This window comes from Flavobacterium arabinosi (assembly GCF_048158725.1).
Classification (GTDB): domain Bacteria; phylum Bacteroidota; class Bacteroidia; order Flavobacteriales; family Flavobacteriaceae; genus Flavobacterium; species Flavobacterium arabinosi.
In genome coordinates, this window is the sequence record NZ_JBLNKX010000004.1 from 392,535 (window position 1) to 408,576 (window position 16,042).

Annotated in this window: 16 protein-coding genes; 3 read left to right on the top strand and 13 right to left on the bottom strand. The window is 34.0% G+C overall.

Features of this window, described 5'->3' with window-relative positions; genetic code table 11:
• Positions 1–33: 33 nt before the first annotated feature.
• Positions 34–813 (bottom strand): rhomboid family intramembrane serine protease, encoded by a 780-nt coding sequence (locus ACM55K_RS11020; protein WP_416850257.1) that lies wholly within the window; start codon positions 811–813, stop codon positions 34–36.
• Between the two features lie 245 nt (positions 814–1,058).
• On the opposite strand from ACM55K_RS11020, the gene ACM55K_RS11025 reads away from it, so the two are divergent.
• The gene (locus ACM55K_RS11025) at positions 1,059–2,336 is read left to right on the top strand and encodes a replication-associated recombination protein A (protein WP_416850258.1); all 1,278 of its coding nucleotides are present in this window, start codon (positions 1,059–1,061) and stop codon (positions 2,334–2,336) included.
• A 50-nt stretch (positions 2,337–2,386) separates the two neighbouring features.
• On the opposite strand, the gene ACM55K_RS11030 is transcribed toward ACM55K_RS11025, so the two are convergent.
• From ACM55K_RS11030 to ACM55K_RS11055, 6 genes are read right to left on the bottom strand one after another with little or no spacing between them, the layout of a single operon-like run.
• A complete protein-coding gene (locus ACM55K_RS11030; protein ID WP_416850259.1) occupies positions 2,387–3,160 on the bottom strand; it encodes a hypothetical protein in 774 nt (257 codons plus the stop codon).
• A gap of 3 nt (positions 3,161–3,163) precedes the next feature.
• Positions 3,164–3,853, bottom strand: a complete 690-nt coding sequence (locus tag ACM55K_RS11035; protein ID WP_416850260.1) for a YjjG family noncanonical pyrimidine nucleotidase — start codon at positions 3,851–3,853, stop codon at positions 3,164–3,166.
• A gap of 9 nt (positions 3,854–3,862) precedes the next feature.
• Positions 3,863–4,558 (bottom strand): RadC family protein, encoded by a 696-nt coding sequence (radC, locus tag ACM55K_RS11040; protein ID WP_416850261.1) that lies wholly within the window; start codon positions 4,556–4,558, stop codon positions 3,863–3,865.
• 13 nt (positions 4,559–4,571) lie between these two features.
• Positions 4,572–5,030: a GNAT family N-acetyltransferase gene (locus ACM55K_RS11045; RefSeq protein ID WP_416850262.1), complete on the bottom strand. Its 459-nt coding sequence runs from the start codon at positions 5,028–5,030 to the stop codon at positions 4,572–4,574.
• Between the two features lie 9 nt (positions 5,031–5,039).
• The gene (locus ACM55K_RS11050) at positions 5,040–6,395 is read right to left on the bottom strand and encodes a UDP-N-acetylmuramate--L-alanine ligase (RefSeq protein ID WP_416850263.1); all 1,356 of its coding nucleotides are present in this window, start codon (positions 6,393–6,395) and stop codon (positions 5,040–5,042) included.
• Between the two features lie 59 nt (positions 6,396–6,454).
• Positions 6,455–7,141, bottom strand: a complete 687-nt coding sequence (locus ACM55K_RS11055; RefSeq protein ID WP_416850264.1) for a tetratricopeptide repeat protein — start codon at positions 7,139–7,141, stop codon at positions 6,455–6,457.
• A gap of 142 nt (positions 7,142–7,283) precedes the next feature.
• On the opposite strand from ACM55K_RS11055, the gene ACM55K_RS11060 reads away from it, so the two are divergent.
• Together ACM55K_RS11060 and ACM55K_RS11065 are read left to right on the top strand one after the other, a co-directional pair.
• Positions 7,284–8,099 carry a UDP-2,3-diacylglucosamine diphosphatase gene (locus tag ACM55K_RS11060; RefSeq protein WP_416850265.1) on the top strand — a complete coding sequence of 272 codons (816 nt, stop codon included), beginning with the start codon at positions 7,284–7,286 and terminating at the stop codon, positions 8,097–8,099.
• A 53-nt stretch (positions 8,100–8,152) separates the two neighbouring features.
• Positions 8,153–9,145: a glycosyltransferase family protein gene (locus ACM55K_RS11065; protein WP_416850266.1), complete on the top strand. Its 993-nt coding sequence runs from the start codon at positions 8,153–8,155 to the stop codon at positions 9,143–9,145.
• Between the two features lie 69 nt (positions 9,146–9,214).
• Here the strand turns inward: ACM55K_RS11065 and obgE are convergent, their stop codons facing one another.
• The 6 genes from obgE to ACM55K_RS11095 form a co-directional block, all read right to left on the bottom strand.
• Positions 9,215–10,216, bottom strand: coding sequence for a GTPase ObgE (gene obgE, locus ACM55K_RS11070; protein ID WP_416850267.1), 1,002 nt, complete (start codon positions 10,214–10,216; stop codon positions 9,215–9,217).
• Positions 10,217–10,305: 89 nt separating this feature from the next.
• Entirely contained in the window at positions 10,306–11,577 is a 1,272-nt protein-coding gene (locus tag ACM55K_RS11075; RefSeq protein ID WP_416850268.1) for a hemolysin family protein, read from the bottom strand.
• A 216-nt stretch (positions 11,578–11,793) separates the two neighbouring features.
• Positions 11,794–12,366, bottom strand: coding sequence for an adenylate kinase (locus ACM55K_RS11080; protein WP_039110241.1), 573 nt, complete (start codon positions 12,364–12,366; stop codon positions 11,794–11,796).
• Between the two features lie 12 nt (positions 12,367–12,378).
• Complete coding sequence (gene hpt, locus ACM55K_RS11085) at positions 12,379–12,909, bottom strand: hypoxanthine phosphoribosyltransferase (protein WP_416850269.1); 531 nt, start codon at positions 12,907–12,909, stop codon at positions 12,379–12,381.
• Positions 12,910–13,256: 347 nt separating this feature from the next.
• On the bottom strand, positions 13,257–14,144 hold the full coding sequence (locus ACM55K_RS11090; protein ID WP_416850270.1) for a PorP/SprF family type IX secretion system membrane protein: 888 nt from the start codon (positions 14,142–14,144) through the stop codon (positions 13,257–13,259).
• 24 nt (positions 14,145–14,168) lie between these two features.
• Positions 14,169–16,042 (bottom strand): T9SS type B sorting domain-containing protein (locus tag ACM55K_RS11095; protein ID WP_416850271.1); only part of this gene is annotated, 1,874 nt, incomplete at its 5' end.

Consider the following 16,042-nt stretch of genomic DNA (forward strand, 5'->3'; position numbering starts at 1 on the left):
TTTTAAATATAATCAATATATTAAAAAAATGAATTAAGACTCTGGTTTTAGTTCATTTTTTTCATTTAAGACAATTGTATATTCTACAGGGAAATCAGAAGAATAATAGGATAACAATTCTGTTGTTTCTTCTGGCGATGGTAAATTGACAAAATTTCCATTTACATCGAAACGTTGCATGAATTTATCTTCCTCAGGATTGTAATCTAGTTTTTCCCAATCGTATTTGATTACCTTTTTATACTCTGGTGTTTTGTAAATTAAAGACAAAACAAAACCTGTTATCATTCCGGCTAAATGACCTTCCCAAGAAATTACTTTTTCGCCTGATGTCTCGGGACTGGGGAAAACATACCAAACCAAACCACCATAAATAACAATAACTGCCAGTGACAAAGCTACCAAACGATAATATTGTGTTTGTATACCCTTAAAGAAAACAAAACTCACCAATACATAAATCAAACCACTAGCACCAATATGGTAATTATCTCTACCAATAACCCAAGTTATCATTCCCGAAAGTAAAATTCCAAATCCAATAACTTTGACAGACTGATTGGCATAAAAAAATTGTAAAGCAGCCAATAAAATCAGTAACGGAATTGAATTATTGTAAAGATGCTCAATATCAGCATGAATAAAAGGGCTGAATAAAATCCCTTGCAAACCTGAAAATTCTCTTGGATAAATTCCATTTTCAACAAAATCAAAATCGAATCGGATTTCTAGCCAAAAAACAAACCACAGGAATACTACAAAAAAAAGCGGAAGTCCAATAACCGCATTAGTAAATTTGAAATGATTATCCATCAGTTTTAGTTTCGTGTTCTTGCAAAATTAAAATCAAAAATTTATCCAAAAGCAATTTAATGCTATTTTGTCATACTAAAACCAAAAGAACATTTTAAATACAGTCCCCTAGCCCAGATGGAAACGGCATCCTTTATATCTCGTTTTTTTAACGAGATATAAAGATATAGTGGACAGCTGGAAATAGCTCCAAAAAAAATTAGAAACTAAAACAAGTTCAGTTTGAAATATAGTAATTTTACAAAATGGAAGCACCACTTGCAGAACGCATTCGACCTCAAAAATTAGAAGACTATATCAGTCAATCCCATTTGGTAGGACCAAGTGGGTCATTGACACAACAAATTACAAAAGGAATAATTCCTTCTCTAATTTTTTGGGGACCACCAGGGACGGGAAAAACGACTTTGGCACAAATTATTGCACAGGAATCAAAGCGACCGTTTTATATTTTAAGTGCTATCAATTCAGGTGTGAAAGACATACGTGATGTTATTGAAAAAGCAAAACAAAGTGGTGGTCTTTTTACTGCAAAAAACCCTATCCTGTTTATTGATGAGATTCATCGTTTTAGCAAATCACAGCAAGATTCTTTATTAGCAGCAGTGGAAAAAGGCTGGATTACACTGATTGGTGCAACCACAGAAAACCCAAGTTTTGAAGTTATCCCTGCATTACTTTCGCGTTGCCAAGTTTATGTTTTAAATGCGTTTACTAAAGCTGATTTGGAAAGCTTATTAGAGCGCGCCATGAAAACGGATACTTTTTTGGCAACGAAAAATATTGTTTTGAAAGAAACCGAGGCGCTTTTGAGACTTTCTGGAGGTGACGGACGCAAGCTATTAAATATTTTTGAACTTGTCGTAAACGCCTCTAATGAAGCCGAAATTATAATCACTAACGATCGCGTTTTCGAATTGGTGCAACAAAATACCGTTTTGTATGACAAAAGTGGTGAACAGCATTATGATATTGTTTCGGCTTTTATAAAATCAATTCGCGGAAGCGATCCAAACGGAGCAGTTTATTGGTTAGCAAGAATGATTGAAGGTGGTGAAGATGTGAAATTTATAGCCAGACGTATGCTCATTCTATCTAGTGAAGATATAGGAAATGCAAATCCTACCGCTTTTATTATGGCCAATAATGCATTTCAAGCCGTTTCAACTATTGGTTATCCTGAAAGCAGAATTATATTAAGTCAATGTGCTATTTATTTAGCAACATCTCCAAAAAGTAATGCTTCCTATCTTGCTATTGGAACAGCACAACAACTAGTGAAACAAACAGGCGATTTACCTGTTCCAATTCATTTGCGCAACGCTCCTACTAAATTAATGAAAGAATTAGGTTATGGTGAGGAGTATAAATATTCACATGATTTTGCCAATAATTTTGCTGAACAGGAATTTCTTCCAAACGAACTAAGCAACAAACCAATTTATAATCCAGGAAACAACTCTCGAGAAAACACCATTCGGGAATTCCTGAAAAACCGCTGGAAAAACAAATATGGGTATTAAAATTAAAAGCGATGCAGTGCATCGCTTTAGAAAATTATATCCTTTAAAATCTAAAATTTAACGTCTACTTTTTCAGAAAATAATTTGTCATTTAGGTAATATTCAAAAAACCACTGATTCTCAATTGCGATTAAAATACCTTGTGTATTTCCTTTTGTTGCAATGAAAGAATCTTTTCTAGAAGTAGTATATACTTTCATAATCACTTTTGGCGTTCTATCTATTAATTGAAAACCTGTAGCTGTAGGTTGTGCATAAAGCATTTTGGAATTATCAGCTATTGTATTCTGTGACGTTATAACTTGTTTTATAGGCTCTGACGTTGAAATAATTTCGGATATTCCCTTAGGAGCATTTGGCACATCTTGTTTAGGGACTGCAATTGAATTACTAATACCTGCATCATTATAATTATATTGCAAGGCATAAACAGATACAAATGCCTTATTCAATGCTTCAGTATAAGCCAGTTGATAGTCTTTTTCTTTACTTGTACCAATATCCGATTTAAAAATAATTTTTCTATCACAATCCTTAAAAGTAATATAGACTTTGGTTGTTAGAAATGATTTTTCTTTCACAACGTCAAAATACAACAAATTACATCTATCATTATTTTCTTTTGGCAATTGTTCATTATCGTAATATGCTTGAAAACCCGCTTTATTTAAATTAAACTTAGATAAAGTTGCCAATCTATATTGATTATCTGTTTTAGTGAAGTCGAATTTTAATGGAATAAGCACCGCCTTGTAATCATTTACAGATTGCGCGAAACAGTAACTTGAAATTAATACTACTAGAAATAGGAATCTTGTTTTCATAATTTATAAATATTTTTTTAGTTCTAATAAATGATTCACTTGTTTAATATGCTGTTCAACTTGCACGTTACTCTCATTAAAAAAAATTGCATCTAAGCCCGCATTAAGTGCTCCTTGAACATCAGCTTCAATACAATCCCCAATCATAACGCTGTTTTCTTTTTTGGCTTTGGCCAAATCAAGGGCGTATTCAAAAATAATAGGATTTGGCTTTTTTACTCCTGCCATTTCAGAATTAGTAATCGTTTTAAAATAATTTCCAATATTTGAATTGTTTAACTTTTTAAATTGCACTTCAGCAAAACCATTAGTAATGATATGCAGTTTATATTTTTGATTTAAATAATCCAAAACCTCAAAAGTTCCGTCAAAAAGATGGTTATTTTCAGGTAATCGTTGAATGTAATCTTGAGCTATCGTTTCAATCTCCTCATCAGAAATAGCGTAGTTCAATGCATCAAAAGAATGTTTCAATCTATTGTAACGCAATTCATCATGCGTAATTTTATCATATTGATACAATTTCCAGCATGCTTGATTTATTGGCACATATTTTTCAATAAATGCTGCAGTTTCAATTGTTGGATGACTTTTATTAAAAATAGTCTCAAACGTTAATTCAGAATTTTTATCAAAATCCCAAAGCGTATGATCTAAATCAAAGAATACGTCTTTTATAATAGTATGTTTCATTTTTAACTTCTAAAATATTCCTTCATCGACAAAGCTAAAATAACTAGCTTCCGTCACAATAAGATGGTCTAAAACTTTTATTTCTAAGCTATCTCCTGCTAGTTTTAGTTTCCGTGTAATTTGTTTGTCAGCATTGCTTGGAATCAATGTTCCCGAAGGATGATTGTGACATAATATTAATCCCGTTGCCCCCATTTCAAGTGCCGTTTTAAAAACTAATCGCACATCAACCAAAGTTCCAGTTATTCCGCCTTTACTTAATTGTGATTTTGAAATGACTTTGTTTGAATTGTTCAAATATACAACCCAAAATTCCTCGTGTGGCAATTCACCAATAATAGGCTGCATGATTTCGAAAATTGTTTTGCTGGAAGTAATTTTTGTTAACTCAACAGCATCCTCTGATCTTCTCCTTCTGCCTAGTTCTAAAGCTGCAATAATAGAAATAGCTTTTGCCTCTCCTATTCCTTTAAAATTTGTCAATTGAGAAATCGATAATTTCCCTAACGCATTCAAATTGTTATTGACACTCCCTAAAATCCGTTTGCTCAAATCAACAGCTGATTCATTGCGACTTCCTGAGCCAATCAAAATAGCAATCAGTTCTGCATCACTCAAAATACTTTTGCCTTTGAGCATCAATTTTTCTCGTGGTTTGTCGTCTTCGGACCAATTAGTTATTGGAAAAAAAGAATTTTCAGGCATAGGCATATTTCTTTTAAATTTGTTTTTTCATGCAAATACTATTTTCTAAACCCACATAAGGTTCATAGTTATCAACAATAGTATATCCTACTTTTTGGTACAAACTGATGGCTTCTTTTTGTTTATATAACGTTTCCAATATAGAGAAAGAAAACCCCTGCTCATGTGCCCAAAGTTCCAGTTCTTGCAATGTTTTTTGGGCGAACCCCATCCCTCTTGCTGCGGGAGAAACAAACATACGCTTTAATTCAATTGTATTTTTATCGTATTTCTTGAAACAACCACAAGCTACAGCTTTATTTTCGAGATAAATAACAACAACATTAGGGTTTAATTCAATGACATTATTCCCCCAATAATTTGTTTTTAATTCTGGATAACGCTCCCATAAACTAGCATCTAATGCTGCAATTAGAGTAACAAAATCTGGATTTTCGCTGGTCGTTTTAACAATTTTTATTTTGCTATCCATCCTATATTACTATTGTACCAATTCCTTTACTTCATCAAAATTCAATCCTCCATAATTCCCAGAACTCATCAATAATAAAGCTGAATTCTCAAGATTTAAATGAAACAAATAGTCTTTGAAATCTTTTGGATTAGTATAAATGATTAAATCTTTTCTATTGAATGCATTTGCTATCTGTTCATAAGTCACTTCTTCCAACTGCTTAATTTTTACTGCATCTGGAGAATAGAAAACAACTGCTTTATCGGCATATTCTAATGCGCCTTCATATTCTTTTAAAAATTCAGCATTCAAACTGCTATAGGTATGCAACTCTAAACAAGCCACCAAAGTTCTATTTGGATATTGCTCTTTTACCGCTTTTGTAGTTGCCGCCACTTTACTTGGTGAATGAGCAAAATCTTTATACGCCACTTTAGTTTTACTTTCAGCGATTTTTTCTAATCGTTTTGACGCGCCTTTAAAACTGGCAATAGCTTCGTAAAAATCGGCTTCATCAACTCCCATATTTTGGCAAATCCATTTGGCTCCAGCCAAATTATTAAGATTATGAGCTCCAAAAACCTCTATTGGCATGTCGCCTTCCGGAGTTTCTAGAAGTGTAACACCATCGTTTACGGTATATTTTGGCGTATGATACGCTAATTTTCGGATTGGATTTGTAGCGGCTTCGGCGACACGTTTTACTTCGGAATCATCTTCATTATAAACTAAAATTCCTCCATTGGTAATTTTGCCAATAAAAATTTCAAACTGTTCTACATAATTTTCATACGTTGGAAAAACATTGATATGATCCCAGGCTATACCAGAAATTAAAGCAATATTCGGTTGGTACAAATGAAACTTTGGTCTTCTGTCTATCGGTGAAGACAAATATTCATCTCCTTCCAAAACAATAAAATCATTTTCCTCAGTAAGATGTACCATCGTGTCAAATCCTTCCAGTTGTGCGCCAACCATGTAATCTACCGCTATATCATGATAATGCATCACATGAAGAATCATTGAGGTTATGGTTGTTTTTCCATGAGAACCACCAATTACAACGCGCGTTTTATTTTTGGATTGTTCATAAAGAAATTCAGGATAAGAATATATTTTCAAACCAAGTTCCTGTGCTTTCAACAATTCAGGATTATCAGCTTTGGCATGCATTCCTAAAATTATTGCTTCAATATCTGTGGTAATTTTTTCAGGAAACCATCCTAATTCCGGAGGCAAAATTCCTTTTTTATCTAATCTTGATTTTGATGGTTCAAAAATAGCATCGTCACTTCCTGTAACTTGGTATCCTTTGTTGTGTAATGCTAAAGCAAGATTGTGCATGGCACTTCCTCCTATAGCTATAAAATGTGTACGCATTAAGTTTGTGGTTTATAGTTGTTGAATTCGAAACAAATTAGAAATTAATCTTAACTTATTTATCCTTTTTTATTTTTATATTCTTCTAAAACTGATTTGGCTTTTTCAGGTTCGTTCATTTTATTTTTGTACAAATTAGCCAGCTTTTGATAGCTCATTTTTGAACCGCCTATAGCTATTGCTTTTTTGTAATTTTGTTCTGCTATTTTATATCTTTTAAAGTATTCTTCAATATGTCCTTTAGATAAATAACCATCAACGGGTGACAACCGAAATAATTCATTCGAATATTTTACAGCTTTAGACTCGCTACCACCAATAATTCCTGGTAACTGGATATATAACTCTATCAATGCCCAACGTGCCTCAATATGCTTAGGATTGAAGAATATTGCTTTCTCAAAAGAGCTTTTAACTTCATCAATCATTCCAAGAGCCTTGAATTTACTAACCTGACTTGCTTTCATCCCAAGGGCTCCTCCATATTTATAATAATAATTAGCTTCCGAAGGTTTCAATTGCTTGAGTTTTTTATAATATCCTATCGCTGTATCCCATGATTTATTTCGTCCGGCAATATCTCCCAGATACTCGATCGTTTTAAGACTAGACGGATTATTTTTTAGAAAATTTTCAAAAACAGGTCGCGCCTGATCAAATTTTTCCTCTTTGAATAATTTTTCTGCGACATCAAAACTGGATTGTGACCAAATCATCAAAGGAAGTAATAAAAAGAAGTATGCCATTTTTTTCATCTTTCAAAAATAAGGAAATTTTGAAGTATTAAACAGATTTTTTAAGCTAAAAAGCCCCTCGATTAAAAAAGGAAATATAATGAATAAGAAACATTAACATAACATAGTGGTCTTACTTTCGTAAAAACTAAAAATGAAAAGAAAGAGAAAAATTCCTTTAGTAGTATTAAGCGATGTACACTTAGGAACATATGGTTGTCATGCAAAAGAATTGTTACAGTATTTAAAATCGATAAATCCTCAAACATTAGTTTTAAATGGAGATATTATCGATATGTGGAGTTTTAGTAAAAGCTATTTTCCAGCCTCGCATATGAATGTATTGAGACAAATTATAAAAATGTCTAATCTGGGTACTCGGGTAATCTACATAACCGGAAATCACGATGAAGCTTTACGAAAATACTCTGATTTTATTTTAGGAAATTTCGAATTGGCTGATAAATTAATTCTGGATTTAGATGGCAAAAAAACGTGGATTTTTCATGGAGATGTATTCGATTCCTCTACTCAAGGCTATGCCAAAATACTGGCTAAACTAGGCGGTAAAGGCTATGATTTATTGATTTTAATCAACAGTTTAATTAATTGGTTTTTGGGTGTTTTAGGCAAAGAAAAAAGAAGCTACTCCAAAATGATTAAAGACAGTGTCAAGAAAGCGGTTTCCTTTATATCTAATTTTGAAACCACTGCAGCAGAAATAGCCATCCAAAAAAAATACAGTTATGTAGTTTGCGGACACATCCACAAACCCCAAATGAAGGAAATAGAAAATGAACACGGAAAAGTGATGTATTTGAATAGTGGTGATTGGATTGAAAATCTTACGGCATTAGAATATAAAAAACAAAAATGGAGCCTTTATCATTATAAAACAGAACACTACAAAGACACTGACACCCATGAGGAAAAAATAATCAATGACATTGTCAACAAAATTCTTTCCTAAAAACCGTATTCAGAAAAACATTAAAAGCGTTCTTAAAATCAAAATATACAGTAATGAAAATATTTTATGCTATTCAGGCAACGGGCAATGGTCACATCAGCAGGGCAGTACAATTATATCCTTATCTTCAAAAATTTGGTGAAGTAGATTTTTTTATGAGTGGCAACAATGCTAGTCTGGATGTCAATTTACCTATAAAATTTAAAAGCGATGGCTGTAGCTTGCATTACAGTAAATGCGGGGGTTTGAATTATTGGGATATTGCCAAAAATATTAAACCAAAACAAATCTATAAAGACGCGAATTCTTTACCGCTGAAAAACTATGATGTGGTCATCAATGATTTTGATTCGATTACTTCTTTGGCTTGCAAATTACAAAAGGTGCATTCCATACAATTTGGACATCAAGCAAGTTTTATATCTCCTTTGACTCCTAGACCTGAAAAAAAGAGCATTATGGGAGAAATGATTCTGAAACATTATGCGCCTTCTCCTCAATATATTGGCTTACATTTTGACAAATACGACTCCTTTATACGTCCTCCAATTATCAAAGACGAGATCCTAAATGCCGAACCCAAAAACAAGGGTCATATTACTGTTTATTTGCCTTCATTTCAAAAAGATTGCTTAGAGAAAGCATTCAACAAGCTTCCTAACTTCTCTTTTCATTGGTTTTTGAATGATGTAAAAACCAAACACACCATAAAAAACGTTACTTATTTTCCAGTGAATCAAGAATACTTCAATAAAAGTCTCATAAATTGTGAAGGAATCATTACTGGCGGAGGATTTGAAACGCCTGCTGAAGCATTATATTTAGAAAAAAAAATACTCTCAATTCCTATTCGGAAGCACTATGAACAAGAATGCAATGCAGCGGCTCTCAAAAAAATGGGTGTTCCTGTCCTTTATGATGTTGGGGATGATTTTTATTTAACAATAGAAAACTGGCTTGATTCCCATATAAAATACCCGAAAATACAAGCCAATAATATCCCTGAAACCCTGCAGTTTTTATTTGACACTTATAATCATAACTGAATAGAATAAATTATAAAAACAGAAAAGGTGCTCTTTTGAGAACACCTTTTCCTATAATTTTTTAAAATGTTAGTCATTCAACATTTTCCATAATTTGTCTTTCAATTCGGTCAAGCCTTGTTGAGCCACAGATGAAATAAACATATAAGGAATGTCTTTGAAAGCAACGTCTAATTCCACTTTCAATTCTGCTTTCAACTCATCATCGAGCATATCGCATTTTGAAATCACCAACAAACGCTCTTTGTCAAGCATTTCTGGATTGTATTTTGTCAATTCGTTTACCAAAATATCGTATTCTGCTTTGATGTCTGGCGTATCCACTGGAACTAAGAACAATAAAGTTGAATTACGTTCAATATGACGCAAGAAATAATGCCCTAATCCTTTTCCTTCGGCAGCACCTTCAATAATTCCTGGAATATCAGCAATTACAAAAGATTGGAAATCTCTGTACGCCACGATTCCAAGATTTGGTTTTAGAGTAGTAAACGGATAATCAGCAATTTTTGGTTTCGCAGAAGTTAAAACCGACAATAAAGTTGATTTTCCTGCATTAGGAAAACCTACTAAACCTACATCTGCAAGCACTTTTAGTTCAAGAATAACATCCATTTCTGCACCAGGCAATCCCGGCTGTGAGTATCTTGGTGTTTGATTGGTTGAACTTCTAAAATGCCAGTTCCCTAATCCACCTTTTCCACCACGAGAAAGTATTTGTTTTTCACCGTCTTCGGTAATTTCAAATAATATTTCTCCTGTTTCTTTATCTTTTACAACTGTTCCTAACGGAACTTCAATGAATTTATCATCGCCATCAGCACCTGTACTTCTGTCACCACTACCATCTCCACCATTACCGGCTTTAATATGTCTGGCAAATTTAAGGTGAAACAATGTCCATAGACCTTTGTTACCAACCAAAAAAACATGACCACCACGACCACCATCACCACCATCAGGACCACCTTTTTCAATAAATTTTTCTCTATGCAAATGCGTAGATCCTTTTCCTCCTTTTCCGGAAGAAACATATATTTTAACGTAATCTACAAAATTCCCTTCAGTCATTTTTTTTAATTTCAGATTTCAGATTTCGGATTTCGGATTGAAAAAAATTCAAACTGCTATCTGTCTCCTGCCCTCTATTTCTATTTTTATTATTTAAGTGCTTTCACCATCACTTTATCAATCTTCACGCCATCCATATCGATGACTTCCAACTCAAATTTTTGCCAAATTAGTTTCTCTCCCTGTTTAGGAATATGAGAGAGTTCCGTCATTATTAATCCACTCACCGTGGTCACTTCGTAATCATTGATTAATTCATCTAATTCAAAGTAAGTCAAGAAATCATGCAGTGAATAATGCCCATCAACCAGCCAACTTCCATCTTCTCTTTCAATCAGCTGAAAATCATCTTTATAAAAATCAGAAGCGTCACCTACCAAGGCTTCCAGAATATCATTCAAAGTAATTACACCCTGAAAAACACCATATTCATCAGAGACAAATGCATAATGAATGCCTGTTTTTTTGAATCTTTCTAAGGCGATATAAGCAGTAGTTTGCTCCATCATAAAAGGAGCTTCAGTCATTATATCCGCTAAATTGAAGTTTTCATTTTCAAAATGAGCAAAAATGTTTTTCAGATTAACGACCCCAACTATATCATCATAATTTTCACCATAAACTGGGTAAATAGAATGTAATTCTTTAAGCATGAATTCCTTAACCTGTTCTTTATCAGCGTGCAAAGGTAAAAAAACTACTGACTTTCTGTGCGTCATCAAGGAGTTTATTTTTCGGTCTCCAATATGAAAAACACGCTCCACAATATCTTGTTCTATTTCCTGTACTTCTCCACCTTCAGTACCTTCTTTGATAATCGCTTTTATTTCTTCTTCGGTTACTTTACCGTCCGCGGTGGGTTTTATTTGTAAAATATTCAATAAAAAATCCGTTGAATGAGTTAACAACCAAATAAATGGTGCGGTAACGATAGAAACAATTTTCATGGGTAATGCCACAGCTTTAGCAATGGATTCCGGGTGGTTCAAGCCTATTCTTTTAGGCAACAATTCTCCCAATACTAAGGAGAAAAAAGTCAAAATCACAACAACTAAACCTACAGCAACAGAATGTGAATAAGGTTTTATCATTTCAAACCCAAATATAAACGCTTCCACATCTTTGGTTATTTTATCACCACTATAAATACCGGTAAGAATCCCTATCAGAGTGATTCCTATTTGTACTGTTGACAAAAATTTATTTGGCGAATTCGCTAAATCCAATGCGATTTTAGCGCTTTTATTTCCTTTTTTTGCCGCGGTCTCTAATCTATTCTTTCGGGCTGAAATCAATGCGATTTCTGACATAGAGAAAACCCCATTTAATAGTATTAGAAAAAATATTATTAGTATTTCCAATTTTTTAGTTGATTCGTTTTTTATTTAAATCTAATTCCTGAATTTTATTTTCTGAAACCTGCAATCCGGATTTTTAGCCCAGATGGGAATGAAAAGCCCGGAGTTAAAAAAGCTAATTTTTCTTGTCAAAAAAGAGCGACCAAAGGAAGCTCCTTTTAGGACTTAGAAAAATAGTTTTTTTTAACTAGGACTTGTAATGTACAGCTGGAATTGCTCCTATAAATTATCAATAACGCTGCTTACTCTTTCAGTAATTTCAGCAATGGAACCTATCCCATTTACTGCGTGAAATTTTCCTTGCTCCTGATAATAATCCATTAAAGGAGCTGTTTTTTCATTGTATTCCTGGTAGCGATTTCTGATTTTTTCTTCGTCTTGATCGTCAATTCTACCACTTGTTTTTCCTCTTTCGAGTAATCTTGCCACCAAGATTTCATCATCGGCTTCAAGCGCTATTGTCGCTGCAACTTGAGAACCTATTGAAGTAAGAAATACATCTAAATCCTTGGCTTGTGAAATTGTTCTTGGGTAACCGTCAAACAAAATTCCATTAGTGTCCGGGTGTTTATTTACCTCATCAATTAGCATTTTAGTAGTCAATTCATCTGGCACTAAATCCCCAGCATCCATATATACTCTTGCCTGTTTCCCAAGTTCGGTATCGTTTTTTAAATTAAAACGAAATACATCACCCGTGGAGATATGCGTTAATTTGTATTTTTCTTTTAAAAATTCAGCTTGAGTTCCTTTACCTGCTCCTGGTTTTCCAAATAAAACAATGTTAGTCATGTTGTTGTGTAATTATTCTTTTAGTTTATATACTTCGGGTAAATTTCTTCCTAAACCATCATAATCCAAGCCAAAACCAACAATAAATTTATTTGGAATTCTAATTCCAACATAATCTATTTTCATGTCTTTTGTATAGGCTTCCGGTTTAAAAAAAAGTGTTGCTATTTTAAAATGCTTTACATTTTGTTTTTTAAATAATGCTTTCAGCTCTACCAAAGTATTCCCGGTATCCACAATATCTTCTATTATAATAACGCTGCGTCCAGTCAAATCCTGATTCAATCCTATTAATTGTTTCACTTCATTTGTGGAAGAAGTTCCTTCGTAAGAGGCCATTTTTATGAAAGATACCTCACATGGTTTTTTATACAGTTTCATAAAATCAGAAACTACCATAAAAGAACCGTTCAAGACACCCACAAATACTGGTATTTCATCACCAAAATCATCTTCTATTTGAGCAACCATTTTTGCGATTGCAAAGTCAATTTCTTTAGCAGAAATAAACGGAACAAATTGTTTATCGTGAAGTTGTATCATTATTTTCGTGTTTAAAATAATGCGCAAAGATACTGAATTCGGATTTGACAATTGATAAATGGGCATTAATTTGTAATTTTAAGTAAATTTCACAAAAAACCAACTTTAAATGTATTAAAAGCAATAAATGATGCAACATAAATTCCGAAGAAAATAAAATCGTATTTGCCCAAAACAAAAATACATTCGCCCTCTTATTTCAGGTTACACATTGAAAACACAATTTAAACATTAAAGTAACAGTTCAAAAAAAAGAGGCTGCCTATAAATAGACAACCCCCTTCTGTTTTAAATTAAGCTGGCAAAATAAAGACTATTTCAAAAGTAAATATTTTTTGATTGTCTCATTAAAACTTAAATCGAATAAAAAATTCATTTGTATTTTTTGCACTTGCCAATTCCGTTCTTGTGCTTACCTCATAAGCATAACCTACCATCATACGTTTGCTTATTATGAAATCAACTAGACCTGCAAAGGCTTCATCACTTCGATACATGGCCCCAATTTCAAAATTATTTTGAATCTGAATCATTGAGTTAATATCAATAGAGACCGGCGAGCCATTAACATATCTTAACATAAAAGAAGGCTTTAATACCAAAGACGCATCCGAGTTCAAGTTAAAATCATATCCCCCACTTAAATAAATATGAGGCCTGTCAGTTGCTACAGAAGCATATCCATCATCGTTTTTGGCTCTTTTTGTATTTAACATCCTGGGAATAGAAATCGAAACAAATAATTTTTCATTTTTTAACAGAGCTCCTACACCTACATTGGGATTAAAATGATTTATAGATCCCAAGGCAGGATCAGATTGTGGCAAATAGGTTTGAAGTCCCGAAGTATTTACATCGTAAAAATTACCTCCCGCTTTAAATCCCAAGTATAAATCCATTGTCTCGTCCATTTTTAACTTATAGGAAAAATCAATTCCTAACATAGTTTGTTTTTCGATAAACGTTTTATCGTTAACCATAGAAATCCCTAATCCTAAATTTCCCCCAACATTTGTTCCAAAGGAAACTGCCTGAGATTCTGGTGCATCCTTTATTCCTGTCCATTGTCTTCGGAATGAACCCGTAACAACCGTCTCATTATCCACTCCTGCATAAGCTGGGTTTATCATATTCATATGATACCTATACATGGTAAAAGTACTTTCCTGCTGGGCAAAAAGGGCACTACTCAAAAGTAGTAGTGCTCCTGCAAATATATTTTTAACTATTTTCATGTCTTTCGTTTTCTTATTTTACGACTATCTGTTTATGTATATCCAACCTTCTTTATCAATTGTACCATCACCTTCAAAATCTATCTGATAATAATACGAACTTCCTTCAGGCAACGACTGACCATTGTTTTTGCTATGACCATCCCAATCATTTTGGTAGTTTCTAGCCGAAAACACTTCTGTTCCCCAACGATTAAAAACGCGTACCACTGAGTTAGGATGGTTTTCGATATTATAAATAACCCAGGTATCATTAATCCCATCTCCGTTTGGAGTCATAGCCTCTGCTACGTTAATCTCGATCAAATCACAAAGATCCCCTAGACCATCATGATCGCGATCTTCCTGATTAGGATTGTAAGTCATCGAACAATTATCTATAGTGTCTAGAATTCCATCATTGTCATCATCATCATCACAAACATCACCCAAACCGTCATGATCATTATCCGCTTGATTCGCATTCGCTATTAACGGACAGTTATCGTTTACATCCAAGACTCCATCATTGTCGTCATCGCCATCACAATTGTCTTTGATTCCATCTGAATCATTATCGCCAAATGTATTAACAACCGTTACCACCACAGAAGCCGTTGCTACATTACCGTAGACATCTTTTACAGTCAGAATAACCGTATTGGCTCCTACATTGGTACAACTAAAAGTAAGTCTACTTAAACTGATTGAAGCAATTCCGCAATTATCAGTTGATCCATTATTTGTTTGATTTGCAGTTATTGAAGCATTCCCAGAAGCATCTAGTTGAATAGTATTATTTTTTACAAGAACAACGGGTGCAACTTTATCTTCAACAGTTACGATTGCCGTTTGAGAAGAAACGTTTCCGTTTACATCAGTTACAGTGAATTTTACCGTATTAGATCCAACATTGGCACAAGTAAACGAAGTTTTATCTAATGTCAATGACGCAATTCCACAAGCATCTGAACTTCCATTATTGATTTGAGCTGGAGTTATCGAAACATTTCCTGTAGCATTGAGTTGAACCGTTATATTTTTTGTAAGCACTGTAGGCAGAGCATTGTCAACCACTATTACCGTTTGAATTACTGCAACCGCATCTTTTCCATTACTATCACTTGCATTCCATTTAATCGTTGTGGTTCCCACCGGATAAACAGCACTCAATGCCAATGCATCGCTTCGAACGCCTTTTGCTGAACCCACAGTACAATTATCTGTGGTAGATGCCGAAACAACTACGCTTGCGCCGCAAACGTTTAAATCAGTAGTTACATTTTTATTGCCATTGGAAGTAATCACAGGAAGTTGATTATCCGTTACGACAACGGTTTGGACAACTTCAACTGCCGCATTACTGTTCGCATCTGATACATTCCATTTAATAGTTGTGGTTCCCACCGGATAAATAGCATTCAATGCCAATGCATCGCTTCGAACGCCTTTTGCTGCGCCTACAGTACAATTATCTGTGGTAGATGCCGAAACAACTACGCTTGCGCCGCAAACATTTAAATCAGTAGTTACATTTTTATTGCCATTGGAAGTAATCACAGGAAGTTGATTATCCCTTACGATAACGGTTTGGACAACTTCAACTGCTGCATTACTGTTAGCATCTGATACATTCCATTTAATCGTTGTGGTTCCCACCGGATAAATGGAATTCAATGCCAATGCATCACTTCGAACGCCTTTTGCTGCGCCTACAGTACAATTATCTGTAGTAGATGCCAAAACAACTACGCTTGCGCCGCAAACATTTAAATCAGTAGTTACATTTTTATTGCCATTGGAAGTAATCACAGGAAGTTGATTATCCCTTACGATAACGGTTTGGACAACTTCAACTGCTGCATTACTGTTAGCATCTGATACATTCCATTTAATCGTTGTGGTTCCCACCGGATAAA

Bases quoted from the DNA above. Each gene is read 5' to 3' on its own strand.
- ACM55K_RS11030 (WP_416850259.1), bottom strand. From the start codon at position 3,160: ATGAAAACAAGATTCCTATTTCTAGTAGTATTAATTTCAAGTTACTGT.
- ACM55K_RS11065 (WP_416850266.1), top strand. From the start codon at position 8,153: ATGAAAATATTTTATGCTATTCAGGCAACGGGCAATGGTCACATCAGC.
- ACM55K_RS11090 (WP_416850270.1), bottom strand. From the start codon at position 14,144: ATGAAAATAGTTAAAAATATATTTGCAGGAGCACTACTACTTTTGAGT.
- radC (WP_416850261.1), bottom strand. From the start codon at position 4,558: ATGCCTGAAAATTCTTTTTTTCCAATAACTAATTGGTCCGAAGACGAC.
- ACM55K_RS11025 (WP_416850258.1), top strand. From the start codon at position 1,059: ATGGAAGCACCACTTGCAGAACGCATTCGACCTCAAAAATTAGAAGAC.
- ACM55K_RS11055 (WP_416850264.1), bottom strand. From the start codon at position 7,141: ATGGCATACTTCTTTTTATTACTTCCTTTGATGATTTGGTCACAATCC.
- hpt (WP_416850269.1), bottom strand. From the start codon at position 12,909: ATGATACAACTTCACGATAAACAATTTGTTCCGTTTATTTCTGCTAAA.
- ACM55K_RS11080 (WP_039110241.1), bottom strand. From the start codon at position 12,366: ATGACTAACATTGTTTTATTTGGAAAACCAGGAGCAGGTAAAGGAACT.
- obgE (WP_416850267.1), bottom strand. From the start codon at position 10,216: ATGACTGAAGGGAATTTTGTAGATTACGTTAAAATATATGTTTCTTCC.
- ACM55K_RS11035 (WP_416850260.1), bottom strand. From the start codon at position 3,853: ATGAAACATACTATTATAAAAGACGTATTCTTTGATTTAGATCATACG.
- ACM55K_RS11050 (WP_416850263.1), bottom strand. From the start codon at position 6,395: ATGCGTACACATTTTATAGCTATAGGAGGAAGTGCCATGCACAATCTT.
- ACM55K_RS11020 (WP_416850257.1), bottom strand. From the start codon at position 813: ATGGATAATCATTTCAAATTTACTAATGCGGTTATTGGACTTCCGCTT.
- ACM55K_RS11045 (WP_416850262.1), bottom strand. From the start codon at position 5,030: ATGGATAGCAAAATAAAAATTGTTAAAACGACCAGCGAAAATCCAGAT.
- ACM55K_RS11060 (WP_416850265.1), top strand. From the start codon at position 7,284: ATGAAAAGAAAGAGAAAAATTCCTTTAGTAGTATTAAGCGATGTACAC.